15 protein-coding genes are annotated in these 17650 nt (G+C 73.6%); 7 read left to right on the top strand and 8 right to left on the bottom strand.

The genetic code is table 11. The annotated features are described in order from the left end of the window. Positions 1-26 precede the first annotated feature (26 nt). The 6 genes from IE237_RS10025 to IE237_RS10000 all read right to left on the bottom strand — a co-directional run bounded on the left by IE237_RS10025 (position 27) and on the right by IE237_RS10000 (position 7064). Positions 27-1307 carry an NAD(P)/FAD-dependent oxidoreductase gene (locus tag IE237_RS10025; protein ID WP_189801437.1) on the bottom strand — a complete coding sequence of 427 codons (1281 nt, stop codon included), beginning with the start codon at positions 1305-1307 and terminating at the stop codon, positions 27-29. A gap of 88 nt (positions 1308-1395) precedes the next feature. Further along, positions 1396-2385: an ABC transporter ATP-binding protein gene (locus tag IE237_RS10020; RefSeq protein WP_189801436.1), complete on the bottom strand. Its 990-nt coding sequence runs from the start codon at positions 2383-2385 to the stop codon at positions 1396-1398. After that, positions 2382-3389 carry an ABC transporter ATP-binding protein gene (locus tag IE237_RS10015; RefSeq protein ID WP_189801435.1) on the bottom strand — a complete coding sequence of 336 codons (1008 nt, stop codon included), beginning with the start codon at positions 3387-3389 and terminating at the stop codon, positions 2382-2384. The genes IE237_RS10020 and IE237_RS10015 overlap by 4 nt, the downstream gene beginning before the upstream one ends. Next, a complete protein-coding gene (locus IE237_RS10010; protein WP_189801434.1) occupies positions 3389-4375 on the bottom strand; it encodes an ABC transporter permease in 987 nt (328 codons plus the stop codon). Before IE237_RS10010 ends, IE237_RS10015 begins: the two co-directional genes overlap by 1 nt. Then, positions 4372-5298 carry an ABC transporter permease gene (locus IE237_RS10005; protein ID WP_229842558.1) on the bottom strand — a complete coding sequence of 309 codons (927 nt, stop codon included), beginning with the start codon at positions 5296-5298 and terminating at the stop codon, positions 4372-4374. Before IE237_RS10005 ends, IE237_RS10010 begins: the two co-directional genes overlap by 4 nt. A gap of 20 nt (positions 5299-5318) precedes the next feature. Further along, positions 5319-7064 carry an ABC transporter substrate-binding protein gene (locus IE237_RS10000; protein ID WP_189801432.1) on the bottom strand — a complete coding sequence of 582 codons (1746 nt, stop codon included), beginning with the start codon at positions 7062-7064 and terminating at the stop codon, positions 5319-5321. A gap of 216 nt (positions 7065-7280) precedes the next feature. Here IE237_RS10000 and IE237_RS09995 point away from each other — a divergent pair, with 216 nt between their 5' ends. From IE237_RS09995 to IE237_RS09970, 6 genes are all read left to right on the top strand, one after another. Further along, the gene (locus tag IE237_RS09995; RefSeq protein ID WP_189801431.1) at positions 7281-8438 is read left to right on the top strand and encodes an NAD(P)/FAD-dependent oxidoreductase; all 1158 of its coding nucleotides are present in this window, start codon (positions 7281-7283) and stop codon (positions 8436-8438) included. Positions 8439-8506: 68 nt separating this feature from the next. Further along, positions 8507-8821: a (2Fe-2S)-binding protein gene (locus IE237_RS09990; protein ID WP_189801430.1), complete on the top strand. Its 315-nt coding sequence runs from the start codon at positions 8507-8509 to the stop codon at positions 8819-8821. After that, positions 8802-10280 carry an NAD(P)/FAD-dependent oxidoreductase gene (locus tag IE237_RS09985; RefSeq protein WP_189801429.1) on the top strand — a complete coding sequence of 493 codons (1479 nt, stop codon included), beginning with the start codon at positions 8802-8804 and terminating at the stop codon, positions 10278-10280. The genes IE237_RS09990 and IE237_RS09985 overlap by 20 nt, the downstream gene beginning before the upstream one ends. A gap of 80 nt (positions 10281-10360) precedes the next feature. Then, entirely contained in the window at positions 10361-11269 is a 909-nt protein-coding gene (locus IE237_RS09980; protein WP_189801428.1) for a dihydrodipicolinate synthase family protein, read from the top strand. A 136-nt stretch (positions 11270-11405) separates the two neighbouring features. Beyond that, complete coding sequence (locus tag IE237_RS09975; RefSeq protein WP_189801427.1) at positions 11406-12791, top strand: aldehyde dehydrogenase family protein; 1386 nt, start codon at positions 11406-11408, stop codon at positions 12789-12791. Positions 12792-12891: 100 nt separating this feature from the next. Beyond that, complete coding sequence (locus IE237_RS09970) at positions 12892-14157, top strand: alpha/beta fold hydrolase (protein ID WP_189801426.1); 1266 nt, start codon at positions 12892-12894, stop codon at positions 14155-14157. A gap of 44 nt (positions 14158-14201) precedes the next feature. Here the strand turns inward: IE237_RS09970 and IE237_RS09965 are convergent, their stop codons facing one another. Together IE237_RS09965 and IE237_RS09960 are read right to left on the bottom strand one after the other, a co-directional pair. Beyond that, entirely contained in the window at positions 14202-15452 is a 1251-nt protein-coding gene (locus tag IE237_RS09965) for a serine hydrolase domain-containing protein (RefSeq protein ID WP_229842495.1), read from the bottom strand. A 57-nt stretch (positions 15453-15509) separates the two neighbouring features. Then, a complete protein-coding gene (locus tag IE237_RS09960; RefSeq protein WP_189801425.1) occupies positions 15510-16406 on the bottom strand; it encodes an alpha/beta hydrolase in 897 nt (298 codons plus the stop codon). Positions 16407-16524: 118 nt separating this feature from the next. Here IE237_RS09960 and IE237_RS09955 point away from each other — a divergent pair, with 118 nt between their 5' ends. Continuing rightward, a complete protein-coding gene (locus tag IE237_RS09955; protein ID WP_189801424.1) occupies positions 16525-17553 on the top strand; it encodes a helix-turn-helix domain-containing protein in 1029 nt (342 codons plus the stop codon). Positions 17554-17650 lie beyond the last annotated feature (97 nt).

Below are 17650 nucleotides of genomic sequence, written 5' to 3'. Positions count from 1 at the left end.
GGCGTCGGCGTGTCCGGAGGCGCCGGTCACGCCTCCGTGCGCGACGGACGCGCGGGCGGCGCGGCCGCCCGGCGGTGCCTGAGGTTGACGACGACGGCCCTCGCCACCGCCGCGGGGCTCAGGAAGCGCGCCGGACCGATCAGGCGGGACGCGAACAGGTGCATGTGCCGTGCCACGGCGCCGTCACGCGCCGCCGCCGAGAACATCAGCCGCTCCACGGGGTTGAACGGCCGGCCCTTGGCGAAGTCCGCCGCCAGGTACTGGTGGCCGCCGAGACGGCGCCGGTGCCGGCGCGCGTACACCGCGAGGGCCCGGTCGAGGTCGCCCCGCCCGGTCACGGCCGGGGCGACCGCCTCCGCCAGCCACCGCGCGGACTGCAGGGCCCATCCGCATCCCACGCCCCACAGGGGGTCGCCGGTCAGGGCCGCGTCGCCGATGAGCGCGAGGCCCGGGGCGGTCGGCCTGCGGGTGTGCAGCGGATAGTCGACCGCGCCGGTGAACTTCGTGACGCGCTCGGCGGCATCGATGTCCGGAGCGTCGGGCAGCGAGCGGAACAACTTCAGGAAGCTGCCCTCCAGATCCTCCCGGAAGTCCGGCAGCCGCTTCTTGCCCGGGAGCACCGCGACGACCGTCACCCCGTCGTCGTTCGGGAACGCGTAGGCCATGTCGGGCACCAGGAACCAGGCGTGACTGATCCCGTCGCGCAGCGGCAGGTTCCGGAAGTGCGCGAGATAGCCGAAGCGCGCGTTCTCGTGCCGCCGGGTGGGCACCCCGGCGAACTTGGCCACGGCCGAGTCCTTGCCGTCCGCGCCGACCACCAGGCGGGCCCGGATCTCGCGCTCGCCCTCGGGCGTCGACGCCCGCACCCCCGTGGTCCGCCCGTCCTCCTGGAGCAGCCCGGTCACCGTGTGGCCGAGGAGCACATCGACCCCCGGGGTCTCGGCCGCGCGGGACCTGATCAGCGGGTCGAGGGTGCTGCGCCGGACGTTGTAGCCGTACGGCAGCTCGGGGCCCGGCGCGGCACTCGGCTCGATCCATCCCCAACGGGTGTACCAGCGGGCCTCGTTGCGTACGGCCCCCGCCTTCTCCAGGGCGGGGACCAGACCGAGTTCCTCCAGGACGGGGGTGGCGTTGGCGGTGAGGGAGTGGGTGCACAGCGCCTTGTACGCCGCGGGGCGCGAGCGGCGTTCCAGGAGGGCGACGCGGGCACCGCGTCGGGCGAGCAGGATCGCCGCGGCGCAGCCGGCGAGGCTGGCTCCGCCGATGACGACGTCGTAGTCGTGTCCCGCGCTCTCGGGCTTGGTCATGCGCTGGTCGTCCCCCCGTGATGTGCCACTTCTGTCAGGAACATGAGGACGACGAACATGAGCGGTTGTCAAGAGCGCGGGCCTTCCCTCAGTTCCCCTCCGTTCCCTCGGGGAAGTGACAGGCGACCTGCCGGGCCTCGCCCGGGGCGGCGACCCGGAGCGGCGGGGCCTCGGTGCGGCAGATCTCCCGGGCCTTGGGGCAGCGCGGATGGAAGGTGCAGCCCGGTGGGGGAGCGGCCGGGCTCGGCGGGTCACCGAGCAGCGTGATCCGCTCCCGGGCCCGCTCGGCCGCCGGGTCGGGCAGGGGCACGGCGGAGAGCAGCGCCCGTGTGTAGGGGTGGGCGGGCGCCGCGTACACCCGCTCCTTCGCGCCGATCTCCACGATCCGGCCGAGGTACATCACGGCGACCCGGTCGCAGACCCGCTTCACGACGGAGAGGTCGTGCGCGATGAAGAGGTAGGCGAGGCCGAGTTCGCGCCGGAGCCGTTCCATGAGATTGACGACCTGTGCCTGGACGGAGACGTCGAGGGCGGAGACGGGCTCGTCCGCGACGATCAGCCGGGGGCCGGTGGCCAGCGCGCGGGCGATGCCGATGCGCTGGGCCTGGCCGCCGGAGAACTCGTGCGGATGGCGGTCGATGTGTTCCGGGATGAGCCCGACCAGCTCCATCAGCTCCGCGGCCCGCTTGCGCGCCTCGGCCGCCGAACTCCCCTGGACGAGCAGCGGGTCGGCGATGATCCGGGCCACGGTCTGCCGGGGGTTGAGGGAGGAGTGCGGGTCCTGGAAGACCATCTGCAGCTCGCGGCGGAGCGGCTTCAGCTCCCGCTGGGAGAGATGGCTGATGTCGCGCCCGTCGTACGAGACGGAGCCCGCGGTCGGCTCCAGGAGCCGCACGATCATGCGGCCGGTGGTGGACTTGCCGCAGCCGGACTCGCCGACGAGGCCGAGGGTCTCGCCCGCCGCCACGTCGAAGGAGACCCCGTCCACGGCCCGGACGGGCGCCGAGCGGGCCCGGCGTCCGGGGAACGTCATGGTCAGGTCCCGTACGCGCAGCAGGGGAGGGGCAGTGGTGGTCATGAGGCGACGCCTTCGTACGCGGGGAAGTGGCAGGCGGCCGGGTGTCCCTCCGGGCCGCCGAGCAGCGGGCGTTCGCCCGTACAGCGGGCCCGCTCCTCCTCGGAGCCGGCCGCGGCGCGGGAACAGCGGGGTGCGAAGGCGCAGCCCGGCGCCGGGTCGAGCAGGGACGGCGGGCTGCCCGGGATCGCCCGCAGCGGCGTGTCGTCGTGGTCGTCGAGCCGGGGCAGCGAGTCGAGCAGGCCCCGGGTGTACGGATGGGCCGGCGCCTCGAACAGGGCGTCCACCGGAGCGTGTTCGGCGGCCCGGCCGCCGTACATCACCAGGACGTCGTGGGCCACCCGGGCGACCACCCCCAGATCGTGCGTGATCATGACGACGGAGAGTCCCCGCTCCCGCTGGAGGCGGGCGATCAGTTCCAGGATCTGGGCCTGGACGGTGACGTCGAGCGCCGTCGTCGGCTCGTCGGCGATCAGCAGGTCCGGCTCGCAGGCGAGCGCCATCGCGATCATCACGCGCTGGCGCATGCCGCCGGAGAACTGGTGCGGGTACTCGCCGGCCCGGCGGCGGGGTTCGGGGATGCCGACCTCGCCGAGCGCCTCGACGGCCCGCTCGCGGGCCGCCGCGCGACGGGACCCGAAGTGGACCCGGTGGTGCTCGGCGATCTGCTCCCCGACGGTGTAGTAGGGGTGCAGGCTGGACAGCGGGTCCTGGAAGATCATCGCCATCCTCCGGCCGCGCAGCCGGTTGAGCTCCCGCTCCGGCAGGCCGATGAGTTCGCGGCCGGCCAGGGTGACGGAGCCGGTGACCTCGGCGGCGCCGGTGTGCAGGCCGAGGACGGCGAGCGAGGTGACGGACTTGCCGGAGCCGGACTCGCCGACGATGCCGAGGGTGCGGCCGGGCAGGACGTCGAAGGAGAGGGAGTCGACCGCCCGGACGGGGCCGCGCCGGGTCGGGAAGGTGACCGTGAGGTCCCGCACCGACAGCAGGGGAGTGGAGTCGCCCATCAGTACCTCACTCGCGGGTCGACGACGGCGTACAGCAGGTCGACGGCCAGGTTGGCGACGACGATGAAGGTGGCGGCGAGCAGGGTCACCCCGAGGATGACGGGCTGGTCGCCGGAGGTGAGCGCGCCGTAGAAGAGGCGCCCGACGCCGGGCAGTCCGAAGAGCGACTCCGTGATGACGGCGCCGGCGAGGAGCCCGCCGAGGTCCATGCCGAAGATGGTGAGGACCGGGGTCATCCCCGCCCGCAGACCGTGCTTGACGACGACCGTGCGGCGCGGCAGGCCCTTGGCGCGGGCGGTGCGGATGTACGGCTCCGCCATGGACTCGATCATCGCGCCGCGGCTCTGCCGGGCGTACATGGCCGCGTAGAGCACGGCGAGGGCCAGCCAGGGCAGCAGCAGGTTGGAGGCCCAGGACAGCGGGTCGGAGGTGAAGGGGACGTACTGCGGGTAGGGCAGCAGCCCGGTCAGCCGGATCAGCCCGTAGATGAGCAGCACCGAGGTGAAGTAGACCGGCAGGGAGGCCGCGGCGACCGCGCCGACCATGAGCACCCGGTCGGTGAGGGTGTCCTTGCGGAGCGCGGCCGTCACGCCGGCCGAGAGGCCGAGGACCAGCCACAGCACGGCCGCGCCGACGGCGAGCGAGGCGGAGACGGGCAGCCGGTCGACGAGCAGGTCCCAGACGTTCTCGCTGTTCTCGTACGAGTAGCCGAGGCAGGGGAAGTCGCAGCGCAGGGCGTACTGGCCGGTGCCCATGGTGCGGCCGGTGAAGATGCCGGTGACGAAGTCGGCGAACTGCCGCCACAGCGGGGCGTCCAGGCCCATGTGGGCGCGGATCGCTTCGAGGCGTTCGTCGCTGCACGCCTTGCCGCAGGCCGCGGCGGCGGGGTCGGAGGGCAGCACGTAGAAGATGGTGAAGGTGACGGCGGCGATCGCGAGGAGGACGCCGGCCACCCCGAGCAGCCGGCGCCCGAGGTAGAGGATCACGTGAGACCCCCGCGCGGGTCGAGGAGGTCGCGCAGGGCGTCGCCGAGGAGGGTGAACGCCAGCACGGTGAGGAAGAGGCAGAGGCTGGGGACGAGGAAGTACATGGGGTCCGTGTCGTAGTAGGCGACGCTCTCCGCGATCATCTGCCCCCAGGACGGGGTCGGCGGACGGACCCCGACGCCGAGGTAGCTGAGGGCGGCCTCGGTGGCGATCATGCCGGGGATCATCAGCGTGGTGTAGGCGATGACGGGTCCCGCGACGCCCGGGAGGATGTCGCGGGCGAGGATCCGCCAGGGGCCGGAGCCGCCGACGCGGGCCGCGTCGACGTACTCGCGGTGCTTGAGCGAGAGGGTCTGGCCGCGGACGACCCGGGCCACGCCGGGCCAGCCGAAGAGGCCGATGACGAGGATCATCAGCAGCGTCCGGTTGACGTCACGGGCGACCGACATCATCGCGATCATGAAGATGAGGGAGGGGAAGGACATCGTCAGGTCCATCAGCCGGGACAGGACGGTGTCGGTGCGGCCGCCGAAGTAGCCGGCGGCGATGCCGGCGGCCACTCCCGCCACCACGACGATCGCGGTGGCGGCGAAGGCGATCAGCAGCGAGACCTGGGCGCCGTGCACGACCCGGGCGAACAGGTCGCGCCCGGTGATGGGTTCGACGCCGAGCCAGTGCTCGGCGGAGACCCCGCCGAGCGGCCCGATCGGCAGTCCGCCGAGGTAGGGGTCGACGGCGGACTTGTCGAACTCCTCCGGGCCCCAGCCGCCCAGCGAGCTGATCAGCGGGGCGGCCACGGTCATCAGGGCGAAGAGGGCGACGACGGCGAGGGAGACCTTGAGGGAGGTGCGGCGGCGCAGTTCCGCGCGGACCAGCTGCCAGGCCCCGCCCCCCTCGTGCGTCGGAGGGGAGGTGGTGGTCATGGTCATGGGAGGGGCGTCCTTCAGTTCGCGCTCTTCGACGGGTCCTTGAGGCCGACGGTCGCGTAGTCGAGCTGACCGCTCCAGGAGGTGTGGCCGTAGGCACCGGCGACGTTGGTGCCGACGAGGAGCGAGCGGCGCTTCATGGCGCCGGGGGCGACCGGTGCCTTGGCGAGGATCTGTCCGTCGAGCTCCTGCCACGCCTTGTTGGCCTGGGCGCCGTCGGTCATGGCGGCGATCTCGTCCATCCGCTTCATGACGGCGTCGTCCTTGAAGAGGGAGTGGTTTCCGCTGTTGCCCTTCACCTTGATGTAGCGGCCGTCGAAGACGAAGGGGAGGAAGGTGGTGCCGGAGGGGAAGTCGGGGCACCAGCCGGTGTAGACGAGATCCGTGCGGTTCTTGGTGTCGCCGATGGTGTCGTAGAAGGCGGACGGGTCGACGGTCTCGAGGGTCACCTTGATGCCGGCCCGGCCCAGGGACTGCTGGATGGCCTCGCCGATGGCCTTGTCGTTGATGGAGACGGTGAGCCGGGTGGAGAGGCCGTCGGCCTTCCCGGCCTCCTTGAGCAGCTGCTTGGCCTTCTCGGGGTCGCCGGAGAGCGGGATCCTCAGGGTGTCGGGCTGCTTCCCGCCGGTGAAGAGGGAGCCGGGCATGGCGGCGCTGGAGGCGTCGGTGACGGCCGGTCCGCCGGCGGCGGTGACGATCGCCTCCCGGTCGAGGGCCCACTGCACGGCCTGGCGGACCTTCAGGTCGTCGAAGGGGGCGCGGCCGGTGTGCATCTGGACCATCTCGGTGCAGCTGCTGGACTCGGCGAGCAGCCGGGCCTTGACGTCGGCCTTGGTGAGGACCTTGGAGATGGACTCGGGGCGGAGCTGGGCCCAGGGGACGGCGGAGGCGTCGGTGCCGGAGGAGGCGATGAGCCGGTCGTCGATCTGGTTGCCCTTGAGGCCCATGGTGACGACGATCCGGTCCGGGTACGCCTTGCGGACGGAGTCGCTCTTCGGGTCCCAGTGGGTGTTGCGGACCAGGACGATCTGCTTGTCGCGGGCGTACGACTCGATCTTGTACGGCCCCGAGGAGAACGGGCGGTTGTCGTACTGGGGGCCCTTGTCCTGCTTCGGCGGCACCGGGGCGAAGGTCGGCAGGGTGGCGGCGTAGGGGAACTCGGCGAAGGGCTTGTGGAGTTCGAAGACGATCGTGCGGGCGTCCGGGGTCTTCACGGAGTCGAGGTGCCTGCCCCGGGCGGGACCCTGGTAGCCCTGGGCGCCGGCGAGGTAGCGGGCCGCGTAGTCGGGGCCGCCGGGCAGGTCGGGGGAGAAGGACCGTTCCACGTTGTACTTGATGTCCTGGGCGGTGATCGGGGTGCCGTCCTCGTACGTCAGGCCGGGCTTGAGGCGGAAGGTCCAGGTCTTGGCGCCGTTGGACGGGGTGCCGAGGTCCTCGGCGAGGTCGGGGACCAGCTCGCTGCCCTTGGCGCCGGGCTCCGCCTTGTAGGTGACGAGGGTGCGGTAGAGCAGCCGGGTGCCGAAGTCCATGTCGGGCATGACCCAGTTGCGGGCCGGGTCGAGGTGGGTGAAGTCCTGGTTGGACAGGACCGTCAGCGTGCCGCCCTTCTGCGGGGTTCCTCCGATGACCGTGCCGTTGGTGGAGGTCACGGGGTTCTTGCGGTCCGGGGAGCCGCCGGACTTCCCGCCGCCGGAACAGCCGGTCGCGCCGAGGGCGAGGGTCGTCACCAGGGCGGTGGCCAGGGTGCGGGTGCGCTTGTTCATGAAGGTCACTCCGGGAGAGCTGCAGTCGGACAGCCGTGTCGGTGATTCGGGCGGCTGGAATGTGACCGGTAACATAGTAATGTGAAATTGTACTGACAAGGTGTCGGGCGCTCCGTTACTCATCCGTGTCCGTGCGGCGCGCGCGGCGACGGTGGGGCGACTGAGAAGCTCCCTGCGGGTCTTGGCAACTTCAGTGCCATGTGAAATATTACTGCCGTGCCCACGAGAAACACCTCGGATGTCATCGTCGTCGGCGCCGGCGTCGTCGGCGCGGCCTGCGCCCACTACGCCGCCCGAACCGGCCTCTCCGTCACCGTCGTCGACCGCGGTCCCGTCGCCGGCGGGACGACGGGAGCCGGCGAGGGAAACCTCCTGGTCTCCGACAAGGAACCAGGGCCCGAGCTCGAACTCGCCCTGATCGCCACCGCGTTGTGGCGGGAGCTGGCCGAACTGCTCCCGCCGCAGGTCGAGTACGAGGCCAAGGGCGGCCTCGTCGTCGCCTCGGACGAGCCCGGGATGCGCGCCCTGCGCGCCTTCGCGGCCCGCCAGGAGAAGGCGGGCGTCACCAGCCAGGAGGTCCCCGAGGACCGGCTCCACGACCTGGAGCCCCACCTCGCACCCACCCTGGCGGGCGGCTTCCACTACCCTCAGGACGCCCAGGTGATGCCCGCCCACGCGGCCGCCCAACTCCTGCGCGCGGGCGGCGAGCGGATCAGCCTGCGCCTGGGGGAGGAGGTCACCGGCCTGCTCACCGGCGCCTCCGGCGAGATCCGCGGCGTGCGGACCACGGCGGGCGAGATCCATGCCCCGTACGTGGTCAACGCCGCCGGAACCTGGGGCGGCGCCCTCGCCGAACTCGCCGGCGTCCACCTGCCCGTACTGCCCCGCCGGGGCTTCGTCCTCGTCACCGAACCGCTCCCGCGCGTGGTGCGCCACAAGGTGTACGCCGCCGACTACGTGGCCGACGTCGCCAGCGGCTCCGCCGCCCTCCAGACCTCGGCGGTCGTCGAGGGCACCCCGGCCGGCCCGGTCCTGATCGGCGCCAGCCGCGAACGGGTCGGCTTCGACCGGACACTCTCCCCCGAGGTCCTGCGCCGGCTCGCCGCCGGGGCCACCGCGCTGTTCCCGGTCCTCGGCACCGTACGGGCCATCCGCACCTACCTCGGCTTCCGCCCGTACCTGCCGGACCACCTGCCCGCGATCGGCCCCGACCCGCGCGTCCCCGGTCTGCTCCACGCCTGCGGCCACGAAGGGGCGGGCATCGGGCTCGCCCCCGTGACCGGGCAGATCGTCGCCGCCTGTCTGACCGGCGCCGCACCGCCCCTCGACATCCACCCGTTCCGGCCCGACCGATTCGCCGCCACCGCGCCCTGAGGCCCGGGAACACCACGCCGACACCGCGCCCTGATCCGCGCACACCCACCGTCACGAGAGGAGGGCCCGTGGCCCGCACCCCCGCCGACCTCGTCGGCGCACAGCCCGATCCGCCGTTCGAGATCACCTTCGACGGCCGTCGCGTCACCGCCCTGCCGGGACAGACCGTCGCCGCCGCCCTCTGGGGCGCCGGCATCCTGGCCTGGCGCACCACCCGGGACGGCGGCCGGCCGCGCGGCGCCTTCTGCGGCATCGGCCAGTGCTACGACTGCCTCGCCACCGTCAACGGCGAACCCAACCGCCGTGCCTGCCTCGTCCCGGCCCGGCCCGGCGACGCCGTCACCACCCAGGAGGGACACGGCCATGACCGCCTCACCGTCTGAGCCGGACGTGCGGGCCGAACCGTACGACCTCGCGGTCGTGGGGGCCGGATCCGCGGGACTCTCCGGTGCCGTCACGGCCTCCGAACTCGGCCTCTCCGTCGCACTGCTCGACACCTCCTCCCAGACCGGCGGGCAGTTCTACCGGCACCCGGCGCCCGCCCTCGGCGCGGTGCGGCCCGAGGCCCTGCACCACGACTGGTCGGCCTTCTCCGACCTGCGGCGACGCCTCGCCGCGAGCGGCACCGCCCACCTGCCCGGACACCACGTGTGGTCCACGGTGCGGGAGGCTGACGGGACCTGGACCGTCCACGCGGTCACCGGCGCCGACGGCAGCGGCGAGCGGCCCGTACGGATCCGGGCGCGGGCCCTGTTGCTCGCCACGGGCGCGTACGAGCGTCAACTTCCCTTCCCCGGCTGGACCCTGCCCGGCGTCGTGGGCGCCGGAGGAGCCCAGGCCATGCTCAAGTCCGGCCTCGTGCTGCCCGGCCGCCGGATCGTCGTGGCCGGCAGCGGCCCGCTGCTGCTCGCCGTCGCCACCTCGCTCGCCGCAGCCGGCGCGCGGGTGCCGGCCGTGGTCGAGGCCGCCGGGTATCTGCGGTACGCCCGCAGCCCCCGGGCGCTCGTCACCAACCCCGGGAAGGCGGCCGAAGCCCTGCTGCACGGTGCCGGTCTGCTCCGTCACCGGGTGCCGGTCCGGGTGCGCAGCGCGGTCACCGAGGTGCACGGCACCGACCGGGTGGAAGCCGTCACGGTCACCCGCCTGGACGCCGACTGGCGCCCCGTGCCGGGAACGGGCCGCCGGATCACCTGTGACGCCCTGGCCGTCGGCCACGGCCTGGTCCCCCAGATCGAGCTGGCCACCACGGTCGGCTGCACCACCCGACGGCTCCCCGACGGAACGCTGGGCCTCGCCCTGGACGACCTCCAGGAGACCTCGGAGCCCGGCCTGTGGGCGGCGGGCGAGACCGGAGGCGTCGGAGGCGCCGAACTCGCGCGTACGGAAGGAGAGCTGGCCGCGCGGGCGATCGCCGCGCGCCTCCTCGGCCGCCGGTCCGGCGAGGGCCGGACCGGTGAACTGCGGCGCCGCAGGGACCGTATGCGCGCCTTCGCCGAGGTGATGGCCGCGGCCCACGCCCCGGGCCCCGGCTGGCAGGACTGGCTCACCGACGCCACGGACGTCTGCCGCTGCGAGGAGGTCAGCGCCGGCCGCGTCCGCGAGGCCGTCGCCGACCTCGGCGCGCGGGACGCGCGCACCGTCAAGCTCCTCACCCGCGCCGGCATGGGCTGGTGCCAGGGGCGGATGTGCGGAACGGCCGTCGCCTGTCTCGCCGCGCGCGACGGGGCCGCCGAACCGCCCTCGGAGCGGCGCCCGTTCGCCGTTCCGGTGCGGCTCTCGACGCTCGCCGCACTCGACGGGGACCCGGCCGCGCCGGCCGATCCGCGTCCCGACGCCTCCTAGAGCCCCGAAGGAGAGGCCCGTACGGGTCTCTCTCCTTTCCCATCTGTAAAATGTCACACACTATAGAGAGGGTCATCGACATGACCGCCACCACCTGGAACACCGACCGCCCCTGGCGCGGCATCATGGTCGCCACCACGCTCCCCTTCCGCGAGGACCTCACCGTCGACCACGACGCCTACGCCGAGCACGTCGCCTGGCTGATCGCCAACGGCTGCGACGGCGTCGTCCCCAACGGCTCCCTCGGCGAGTACCAGACCCTCACCGACGCCGAGCGCGCCCAGGTCGTCCGCACCGCCGTCGACGCGGCCGGGGACGGAGCACGCGTCATGCCGGGCGTCGCCGCCTACGGCAGCGCCGAATCCCGCCGCTGGGCCGAGCAGGCCGCCGAGGCCGGCTGCGGCTCGGTCCTCCTCCTGCCGCCCAACACCTACCGCGCCGACCCGACGGCCGTGCGCGCCCACTACACCGAGGCGGCCCGCGTCGGGATCCCGGTCGTCGCCTACAACAACCCCTTCGACACCAAGGTCGACCTCACCCCGGACCTCCTCGCCCGGCTGCACGGCGACGGCAGCATCGTCGCGGTGAAGGAGTTCAGCGGCGACGTCCGCCGGGCCTACGAGATCGCCGAACTCGCCCCGGAGCTCGACCTGCTGATCGGAGCCGACGACGTCCTCCTGGAGCTGGCCGTCGCGGGCGCCGTCGGGTGGATCGCCGGCTACCCCAACGCCTTCCCCGCGAGCTGCGCAGAGCTCTACCGTGCCGCCGTCGCCGGCGACCTGACGACCGCTCTGCCGCTGTACAAGTCCCTGCACTCCCTGCTGCGCTGGGACTCGAAGACGGAGTTCGTCCAGTCCATCAAGCTGTCCATGGACATCGCCGGGCGCCCCGGCGGCCCCACCCGGCCGCCGCGCCACCCGCTCACGGGCACGATCGAGGCGGCGGTGCGGACCGCCACGGAGAAGGCCGTCGCGAACGGCCACCGCTGACACGCGCCGCCTGCCGCCGACGGCCGCGCCCGCCGCTCACCGCCGACGGCCGTGACGGCCGCTCGCCGTCGGCGCTGCGCGGCACCTTCGTGTGATCCCTTCCCCGGACGACCCCCTTCCCCGGAGGCCTCCTCCCGTGACCGACGTACATTCCACCCTCACCTCCCGCAACCCGGCCGACCCGGCCGACGTGCTCCTCCGCATCCCCGCGCCCGGCGCCTTCGCGGCCGTCGACACCGTCGAACGCGCCCGCGCCGCCCAGCCCGGCTGGCTGCTGGCCGGAGCCGCCGCCCGTTCGGCCGCGCTGGGCGCGGTCGCGGCCGCCGCCGAGGCCGCGGCCGGCGAACTGGCCGAGCTCGCCGTGCGCGAGGTGGGCAAGCCGATCTCCGAGGCCCGGGCCGAGGTGGCCCGAACCGTCGCGATCTGGCGCTACTACGCCCAGGCCCCCTTCGAGCCCACCGGCGCCGTCCACGAGACCGCCGCGGGGACCGGACTCCTCCTGACCCGGCGCCGCCCGCACGGCGTCGCGGGACTCATCACGCCCTGGAACTTCCCCTTCGCCATCCCCACCTGGAAGGCCGCCCCCGCGCTCGCGGCCGGGAACACGGTGGTCCTCAAGCCCGCCCCCGAGGCCACCGCGTGCGCCCAGCGCCTGGCCGAGCTCGTGCGGCAGGCCGTACCGGAAGGGGTGTTCACCGTCCTTCCCGGCGGCGCGACCGAGGGCAACGCGCTCGTCTCGGCCGCGGACGTCGTATCCTTCACCGGCTCCACCCCCGTCGGCCAGGCCGTGGCCAGAGCCGCGACCGCCCGGGGCATCCCGGCGCAGGCCGAGATGGGCGGCCTGAACGCGGCGATCGTCCTGCCCGACGCGGACATCGAGCAGGCGGCGAGCCACATCGCCGCCTCCATCGCCGGGTACGCGGGCCAGAAGTGCACCGCCACCAGCCGCGTCATCGCGGTCGGCGGCGCCCTCGACCCGCTGCGCGAGGCACTCTCCGAAGCGCTGAGGACCCTCGCCGTCGGAGACCCCTCCGACCCGGCCACCGTGTGCGGCCCGCTCATCCACGAGGGCGCCCGCGACCGGATGACCGAGGCCTGCCGGGGGCTGAGCACGCTCGCCGGCGGCACCGCGATCGACAGGCCCGGCTGGTTCGCGGCACCGACCCTGGTCGAGAAGGTGTCCCCGGGACACCGGCTGCTGCGCGAGGAGGTCTTCGGCCCCGTCGCGTCCCTGCTCGCCGCCGACGACCTCGCCCACGCGATCCGGATCACCAACTCCGTCCCGTACGGACTGGTGACCTCGGTCCACACGGCCGACCTGAACACGGCCCTGCAGGGCCTGGACCTGCTCGACACCGGCATGATCCGGATCAACGCCCCGTCCACCGGCGTCGACTTCCACCTGCCCTTCGGCGGATCCAAGGCCTCCAGCCACGGCCCGCGCGAACAGGGCAGGGCGGCCCTGGAGTTCTACACCTCGGGCCGGACCTACACCCTGACGCCGGCGGGTCCGGCGGCGTGACCTCGTACGGTGGTGAGGCCGGATCCGAAGGCGTCACCACCGTACGCATCCCGGGCGGACGACCGCCCGACCGCCCTCCCACTCCTCAGCGAGGGAACCGATGAATCCCGCGTACGCGACCGTCGACCACACCTTCACCGTCCCCCTGGTCCACCGGGCCCCCGACGGCCCCACCCTCCAGGTCTTCGCCCGCGAGGTCGCCGACCCGGCCCGCGCGGGCGAGGAACTGCCCTGGCTGCTCTATCTCCAGGGCGGCCCCGGCGGCAAGTCGCCCCGACCGTCCGCCCACTCAACCGGCTGGCTGCCCCACGCCCTGAAGACCCACCGGGTGCTGCTCCTCGACCAGCGGGGCACCGGCCGCTCCAGCCCCGTCACCGCGCGCTCCGCCGCCCGCTTCGCCTCACCGGACCGCCTCGCCGACCACCTCGCGCACTTCCGGGCCGACGCGATCGTCGCCGACGCGGAACTGATCCGCCGCGAACTCTGCGGCGACACCCCCTGGGAGACCCTCGGACAGAGCTACGGCGGCTTCCTCACCCTCACCTACCTCTCCCAGGCACCCGAGGGCCTGCGCGCCTGCTACGTCACGGGCGGCCTGCCCGGCCTCCGCGCCACCGCCGACGACGTGTACGCCCGCACCTACCCCCGTGTCCGCGACCGGGTCCTCGACTTCTACGCCCGCTACCCGGAGGACGCTCCCCGCCTGCGGAGGATCGCCGACCTCCTCGCGGCCGACGACGTCCGCCTGCCGGACGGCGACCGGCTCACCCCGCGCCGGCTGCGCACGCTCGGACTCGTCCTCGGCATGGGCGACGGCTTCGAGCGCCTCCACTGGCTCCTCGACGAATCCCTGGCCGGCGAGAAGGAGTTGAGCGAGACCTTTCTGCACCAGGTGATGTCGCTGACCGGCTTCACCGACAACCCGCTCTTCGCCGTCCTGCAGGAGTCCCTCTACGGGCAGGGCGACGGGCCGACCGACTGGGCGGCCGCCCGCGCCCTGGCCGGCTTCCCCGAATTCACCGAGCACGCCGACCCGCTCCTGCTCACCGGGGAGATGATGTACCCGTGGATGTTCCGCGACATCAGGGGTCTGCGCCCCTTCGCGGACGCCGCCGACCTGCTGGCCGCGCGCACCGACTGGCCGCCCCTGTACGACCCGCGACGCCTCGCGGCGAACGAGGTCCCGCTCGCCGCCGTCGTCTACCACGACGACATGTACGTCGACGCGGGCCTCTCCCTGCGCACGGCCCGTGCGATCGGCGCCACGCGCGTGTGGGTCACGAACGAGTGGGAGCACGACGGCCTCGCCGCCTCCGGCGGACGTGTCCTCGCCCGCCTGATGGAGATGGCCGCCGGCCGGGCCTGACCCCGCCTGCGCGCGGAGGCGGTGGAGGCCGGGCCTGACCCCGCCTAAGGAGCGGAGGCGGCGGAGGCCGGTCCGCACATCGCCCGCTGGTACAGCGCCTTCATGGCACCGTCGATGGGGTGCGGCTGCGGCCTGCCCGAGGCGTCGGGCCTGTTCCACCGGATGAGGTTGACCGCCACGGACATCTGCCGCCTGCCGTCGGCGCGGGTCAGGGACATCGTCCCGGCCCCCCAGACGGTGCCGTCGTGCCCCCAGAAGGTGCCGCACGGGGCCTCGACCCTGTGCAGCCCGAGACCGTACTCGATCATCGACCCGTCCAGGGCGCGGACCGGGACGGTGCGCTGCATCTCCGCCAGGGAGGACCGGCCGACGATCCTTCCGTCGAGCAGCAGGGCGTAGAAGCGGTTGAGGTCCTCCATGGTCGACACCAGCGCGGCGCCCGTCCCCACCCAGGACATGTCGTAGACGCTGTAGTCACGCGGCGGGTCGATCAGGCCGTGGAACGCCTCGTACATCCGTGAGTGGGGCCCCTCGACGCGCGGTCCCTTCGGGAACCCGGTGTGGCGGAGTCCGGCGCGCGCGATCACGTTCCGGGTGATGTACTCCTCCGCCGGCAGGCCCGTCACCTCCTTCAGGAGTTCGCCGAGGATCAGCCAGTTGGTGTTGGAGTACACGCCCGTGGGTCCGCCGGGCTCCCCGGTGGGAGGCGCAGAGAGCCCCATCGCGATGAGCTCGGCCGGACGGAACGTCCGGAACCGGTTCTCGTCCAGGCTCTCCGTCGAGACGTCCGGCAGCGAGGGGAAGGCCCGGAGGGACGGGAACGCGTAGGGGAGGTAGTCGGGGATGCCGCTCGTGTTGTTGAGCAGCATCCGGACCGTGATGCTCCGGCCTCGTGCGCCCGGCACGAGCTCCGACAGATAGTCACCGATCGGCGCGTCGAGCCCGATCCGCCCCCGCTCGACCTGCTGCAGGACGGCCGCGGCGGTGAAGGTCTTGGTCACGCTGCCGACGCGGTGCCGCAGGTCCGGCCCGACGGGACGGCCGGTCGCGACATCGGCGACCCCGGAGGCACCACGCCAGGTCCGCCCGTCGTCCCGTACCTCGGCGAACACGCCCGGCACCCCCGCACGGTGGACGGCGTCCAGGGCGGACCGCAGCTCCGCGGGATCGAGACCGGCCGAACCGCGCGCGCTCCCGGCGTGCGCCGGCCTCGCGCCGCCGGGAGAGGCCGACGCGGCCACCATGCCCGCGCAGACGCCGAGCGCGGCCACGCCTCCCACCAGTACCAGTCGCATCTTCAACACATCGGTCCTTTCGAGGTCACGAACAACGTCGGTCGGAGAGAACGGGGCTCAGTCGGCGAGGGCGCGGCGCAGTACGGCACCGAGCTCGGCGTTCTGCCGCTGCGAGACCTCGGCGGAGAGGATCGCCTGCGAGCCGTGGAAGGTCCCCGGCCACTGGTGCAGCTCGACGGACACACCCGCCTGGAGGAGCCGGACGGCGTACGCGATGTCCTCGTCGCGGTTCGGGCAGAACTCGGCGGAGGCGACATAGGCCGGCGGGAGCCCGGACAGATCGGCGGCCCGCGAGGGAGCGGCGTAGGGCGTGGCGGGCCGCGAGCCCAGGTAGTGCCGCCAGGAGGCGACCATCTTCCCGCGGTGGAACCAGGGCGTGTCCGTGAAGTTCCGCGCCGACCACGTCTCCATGCGGTCGTCGAGTCCCGCCTGGTTCAGCAGCTGGAAGCGGATCGGCGGCCCCTGCTCGTCACGCGACCGCAGCGCCACCGCCGCCGCGAGCCCGCCACCCGCGCTGTGGCCACCGACCGCGATCCGCGCGGGGTCGACGCCGAGCTCGTCCGCGTGCTCGACCGTCCAGTTCAGGACGGCGTAGGCATCGTCCAGGGCCGCCGGGAACGGGTGCTCGGGGGCCAGCCGGTAGCCGACCGACACCACCACCGCCCCGGAGCTCTCCGCGATGCGGGTGGCCCACGGATGCTCGGTGTCCACGTCTCCCATGACGAAACCGCCGCCGTGCAGCCAGATCACGGCCCCCCGCGCCCCGCGCGGCCGGTAGATCCGTACCGCCACGTCGGGGTCGGCGGGCACGACACGGTCCTCGACCTCCATGTCGGGGGTGTCGGGCGCCGGCACGGCGGCCGCCAACCCGGCGAAGTACGCGCGGGCGGCGACGGGGTCGGACAGGTCGGTCTGCGGGAAGAACGGGATGAAGGCCTCGAGTTCGGGATCCATGACGACCATCCTCCGGGCCGGCCCCCGAGCGGTCACCCGCCGACCGTCGCGCGTCCGGGCCCCCTCACGCACCGGACGGCGCGCCCCCGTCCCGCCCTCCTTCTGCGATCCTTCTGCCATGGAGGCACTGGCCGTACGGCTGTCGGGACTCGATCCGTACGTCGACGGCGCCATGCGCATCGTCGCGTTCTACGACACCCTCATGCGCCGGCGCGTCGACCTCCCGGCCCTCGCCCGCGCCTCGGCCGGCCTGGCCGAGTGCGTCGCCGGGATACGCCTCCACGGCACCGGCCGGTCGACCCGCGTCTCACCCCACGGCACACAGGCCTCCGGCCCGCGGGCCCCCGCGTCCACCGAGGCGCCGATCGTCCTCGACGAGGAGGAGATCGGCACGGTCTGGCTGGAGCGCCCCGGCCCGCCCAACCCGCTCGACGAGGTCCTCCTCGACCGCTTCGCCCTCGCGGCGGCCGCCGCCGCCGAACGCTACGGCCCCGCCCGCACCACCATGGCCGATCCCGCCCTCGTCGAACTGGTCATCAGCTGCGACAGCGACGACGCCGCCCGGGCCCGGGCGCTCCGGCTCCTGGGCTTCGCCCCCGACCTCCCCGTCCACGTCGTCGCCGTCCGCACGGCCCTTCCGCTCGACCGCGTCGGCACCCTCGTCTGCCCGGCCCGCCCGGTGAAGGCGGCGCCGCTCGCCGATGTGGGCGTCATCCTGGCCACCACCGTGGACCGTACGGGCATCCCCGAGGGCGTACGCGCGGGCATCGGCGCCACCGGGAGCCCCGACCGCTCCTGGCACCAGGCCCGCACGGCCCTCCGCTTCACCACCCCGCGCGAACCCGTCGTCCACCACGGCGACCTGGGCGCGCTGGCCCTCCTGGCGGACATCCCCGAGGAAGCCGTACGGGACAACCGCGACGTCACCGCGATCGACGGTCTCTCCCCGGAGGAACGGGAGACGCTGGACACCTACTGCGCCACCGCCTCCGTCCGCCGCGCGGCCGACCTCCTCCACCTCCACCACAGCAGCATCGCCCGCCGCCTCGACCACATCGGCAGGACCCTCGCCCTGGACCTCACCGCCCCCACGGGCCTGACCCGGGCACGACTGGCCCTCACCACCTGGCGCCTGCTCAACGGCTGAGCGAACGCGGCGGGAAGGGGCTCAGCTCCAGGGATCCCGGGCCGGCGAGGGCATGAGCCGAGCGCTCCGACCACGAGCCTCCGGGGCGACCCCCAGG

The sequence above is a fragment of the Streptomyces tanashiensis genome (genome assembly GCF_014648895.1).
Lineage (GTDB): Bacteria > Actinomycetota > Actinomycetes > Streptomycetales > Streptomycetaceae > Streptomyces > Streptomyces tanashiensis.
Note: the sequence above shows the minus strand (reverse complement) of the source record. Positions and strands in the feature narration are given on the sequence as shown.

What these genes read in the sequence shown, in the direction of transcription:
- IE237_RS09965 (WP_229842495.1), bottom strand. Translation starts at nt 15,452, where the DNA reads ATGCGACTGGTACTGGTGGGAGGCGTGGCCGCGCTCGGCGTCTGCGCG.
- IE237_RS09955 (WP_189801424.1), top strand. Translation starts at nt 16,525, where the DNA reads ATGGAGGCACTGGCCGTACGGCTGTCGGGACTCGATCCGTACGTCGAC.
- IE237_RS09970 (WP_189801426.1), top strand. Translation starts at nt 12,892, where the DNA reads ATGAATCCCGCGTACGCGACCGTCGACCACACCTTCACCGTCCCCCTG.
- IE237_RS09985 (WP_189801429.1), top strand. Translation starts at nt 8,802, where the DNA reads ATGACCGCCTCACCGTCTGAGCCGGACGTGCGGGCCGAACCGTACGAC.
- IE237_RS10005 (WP_229842558.1), bottom strand. Translation starts at nt 5,298, where the DNA reads ATGACCACCACCTCCCCTCCGACGCACGAGGGGGGCGGGGCCTGGCAG.
- IE237_RS10025 (WP_189801437.1), bottom strand. Translation starts at nt 1,307, where the DNA reads ATGACCAAGCCCGAGAGCGCGGGACACGACTACGACGTCGTCATCGGC.
- IE237_RS10020 (WP_189801436.1), bottom strand. Translation starts at nt 2,385, where the DNA reads ATGACCACCACTGCCCCTCCCCTGCTGCGCGTACGGGACCTGACCATG.
- IE237_RS09960 (WP_189801425.1), bottom strand. Translation starts at nt 16,406, where the DNA reads ATGGATCCCGAACTCGAGGCCTTCATCCCGTTCTTCCCGCAGACCGAC.
- IE237_RS10015 (WP_189801435.1), bottom strand. Translation starts at nt 3,389, where the DNA reads ATGGGCGACTCCACTCCCCTGCTGTCGGTGCGGGACCTCACGGTCACC.
- IE237_RS10000 (WP_189801432.1), bottom strand. Translation starts at nt 7,064, where the DNA reads ATGAACAAGCGCACCCGCACCCTGGCCACCGCCCTGGTGACGACCCTC.
- IE237_RS09980 (WP_189801428.1), top strand. Translation starts at nt 10,361, where the DNA reads ATGACCGCCACCACCTGGAACACCGACCGCCCCTGGCGCGGCATCATG.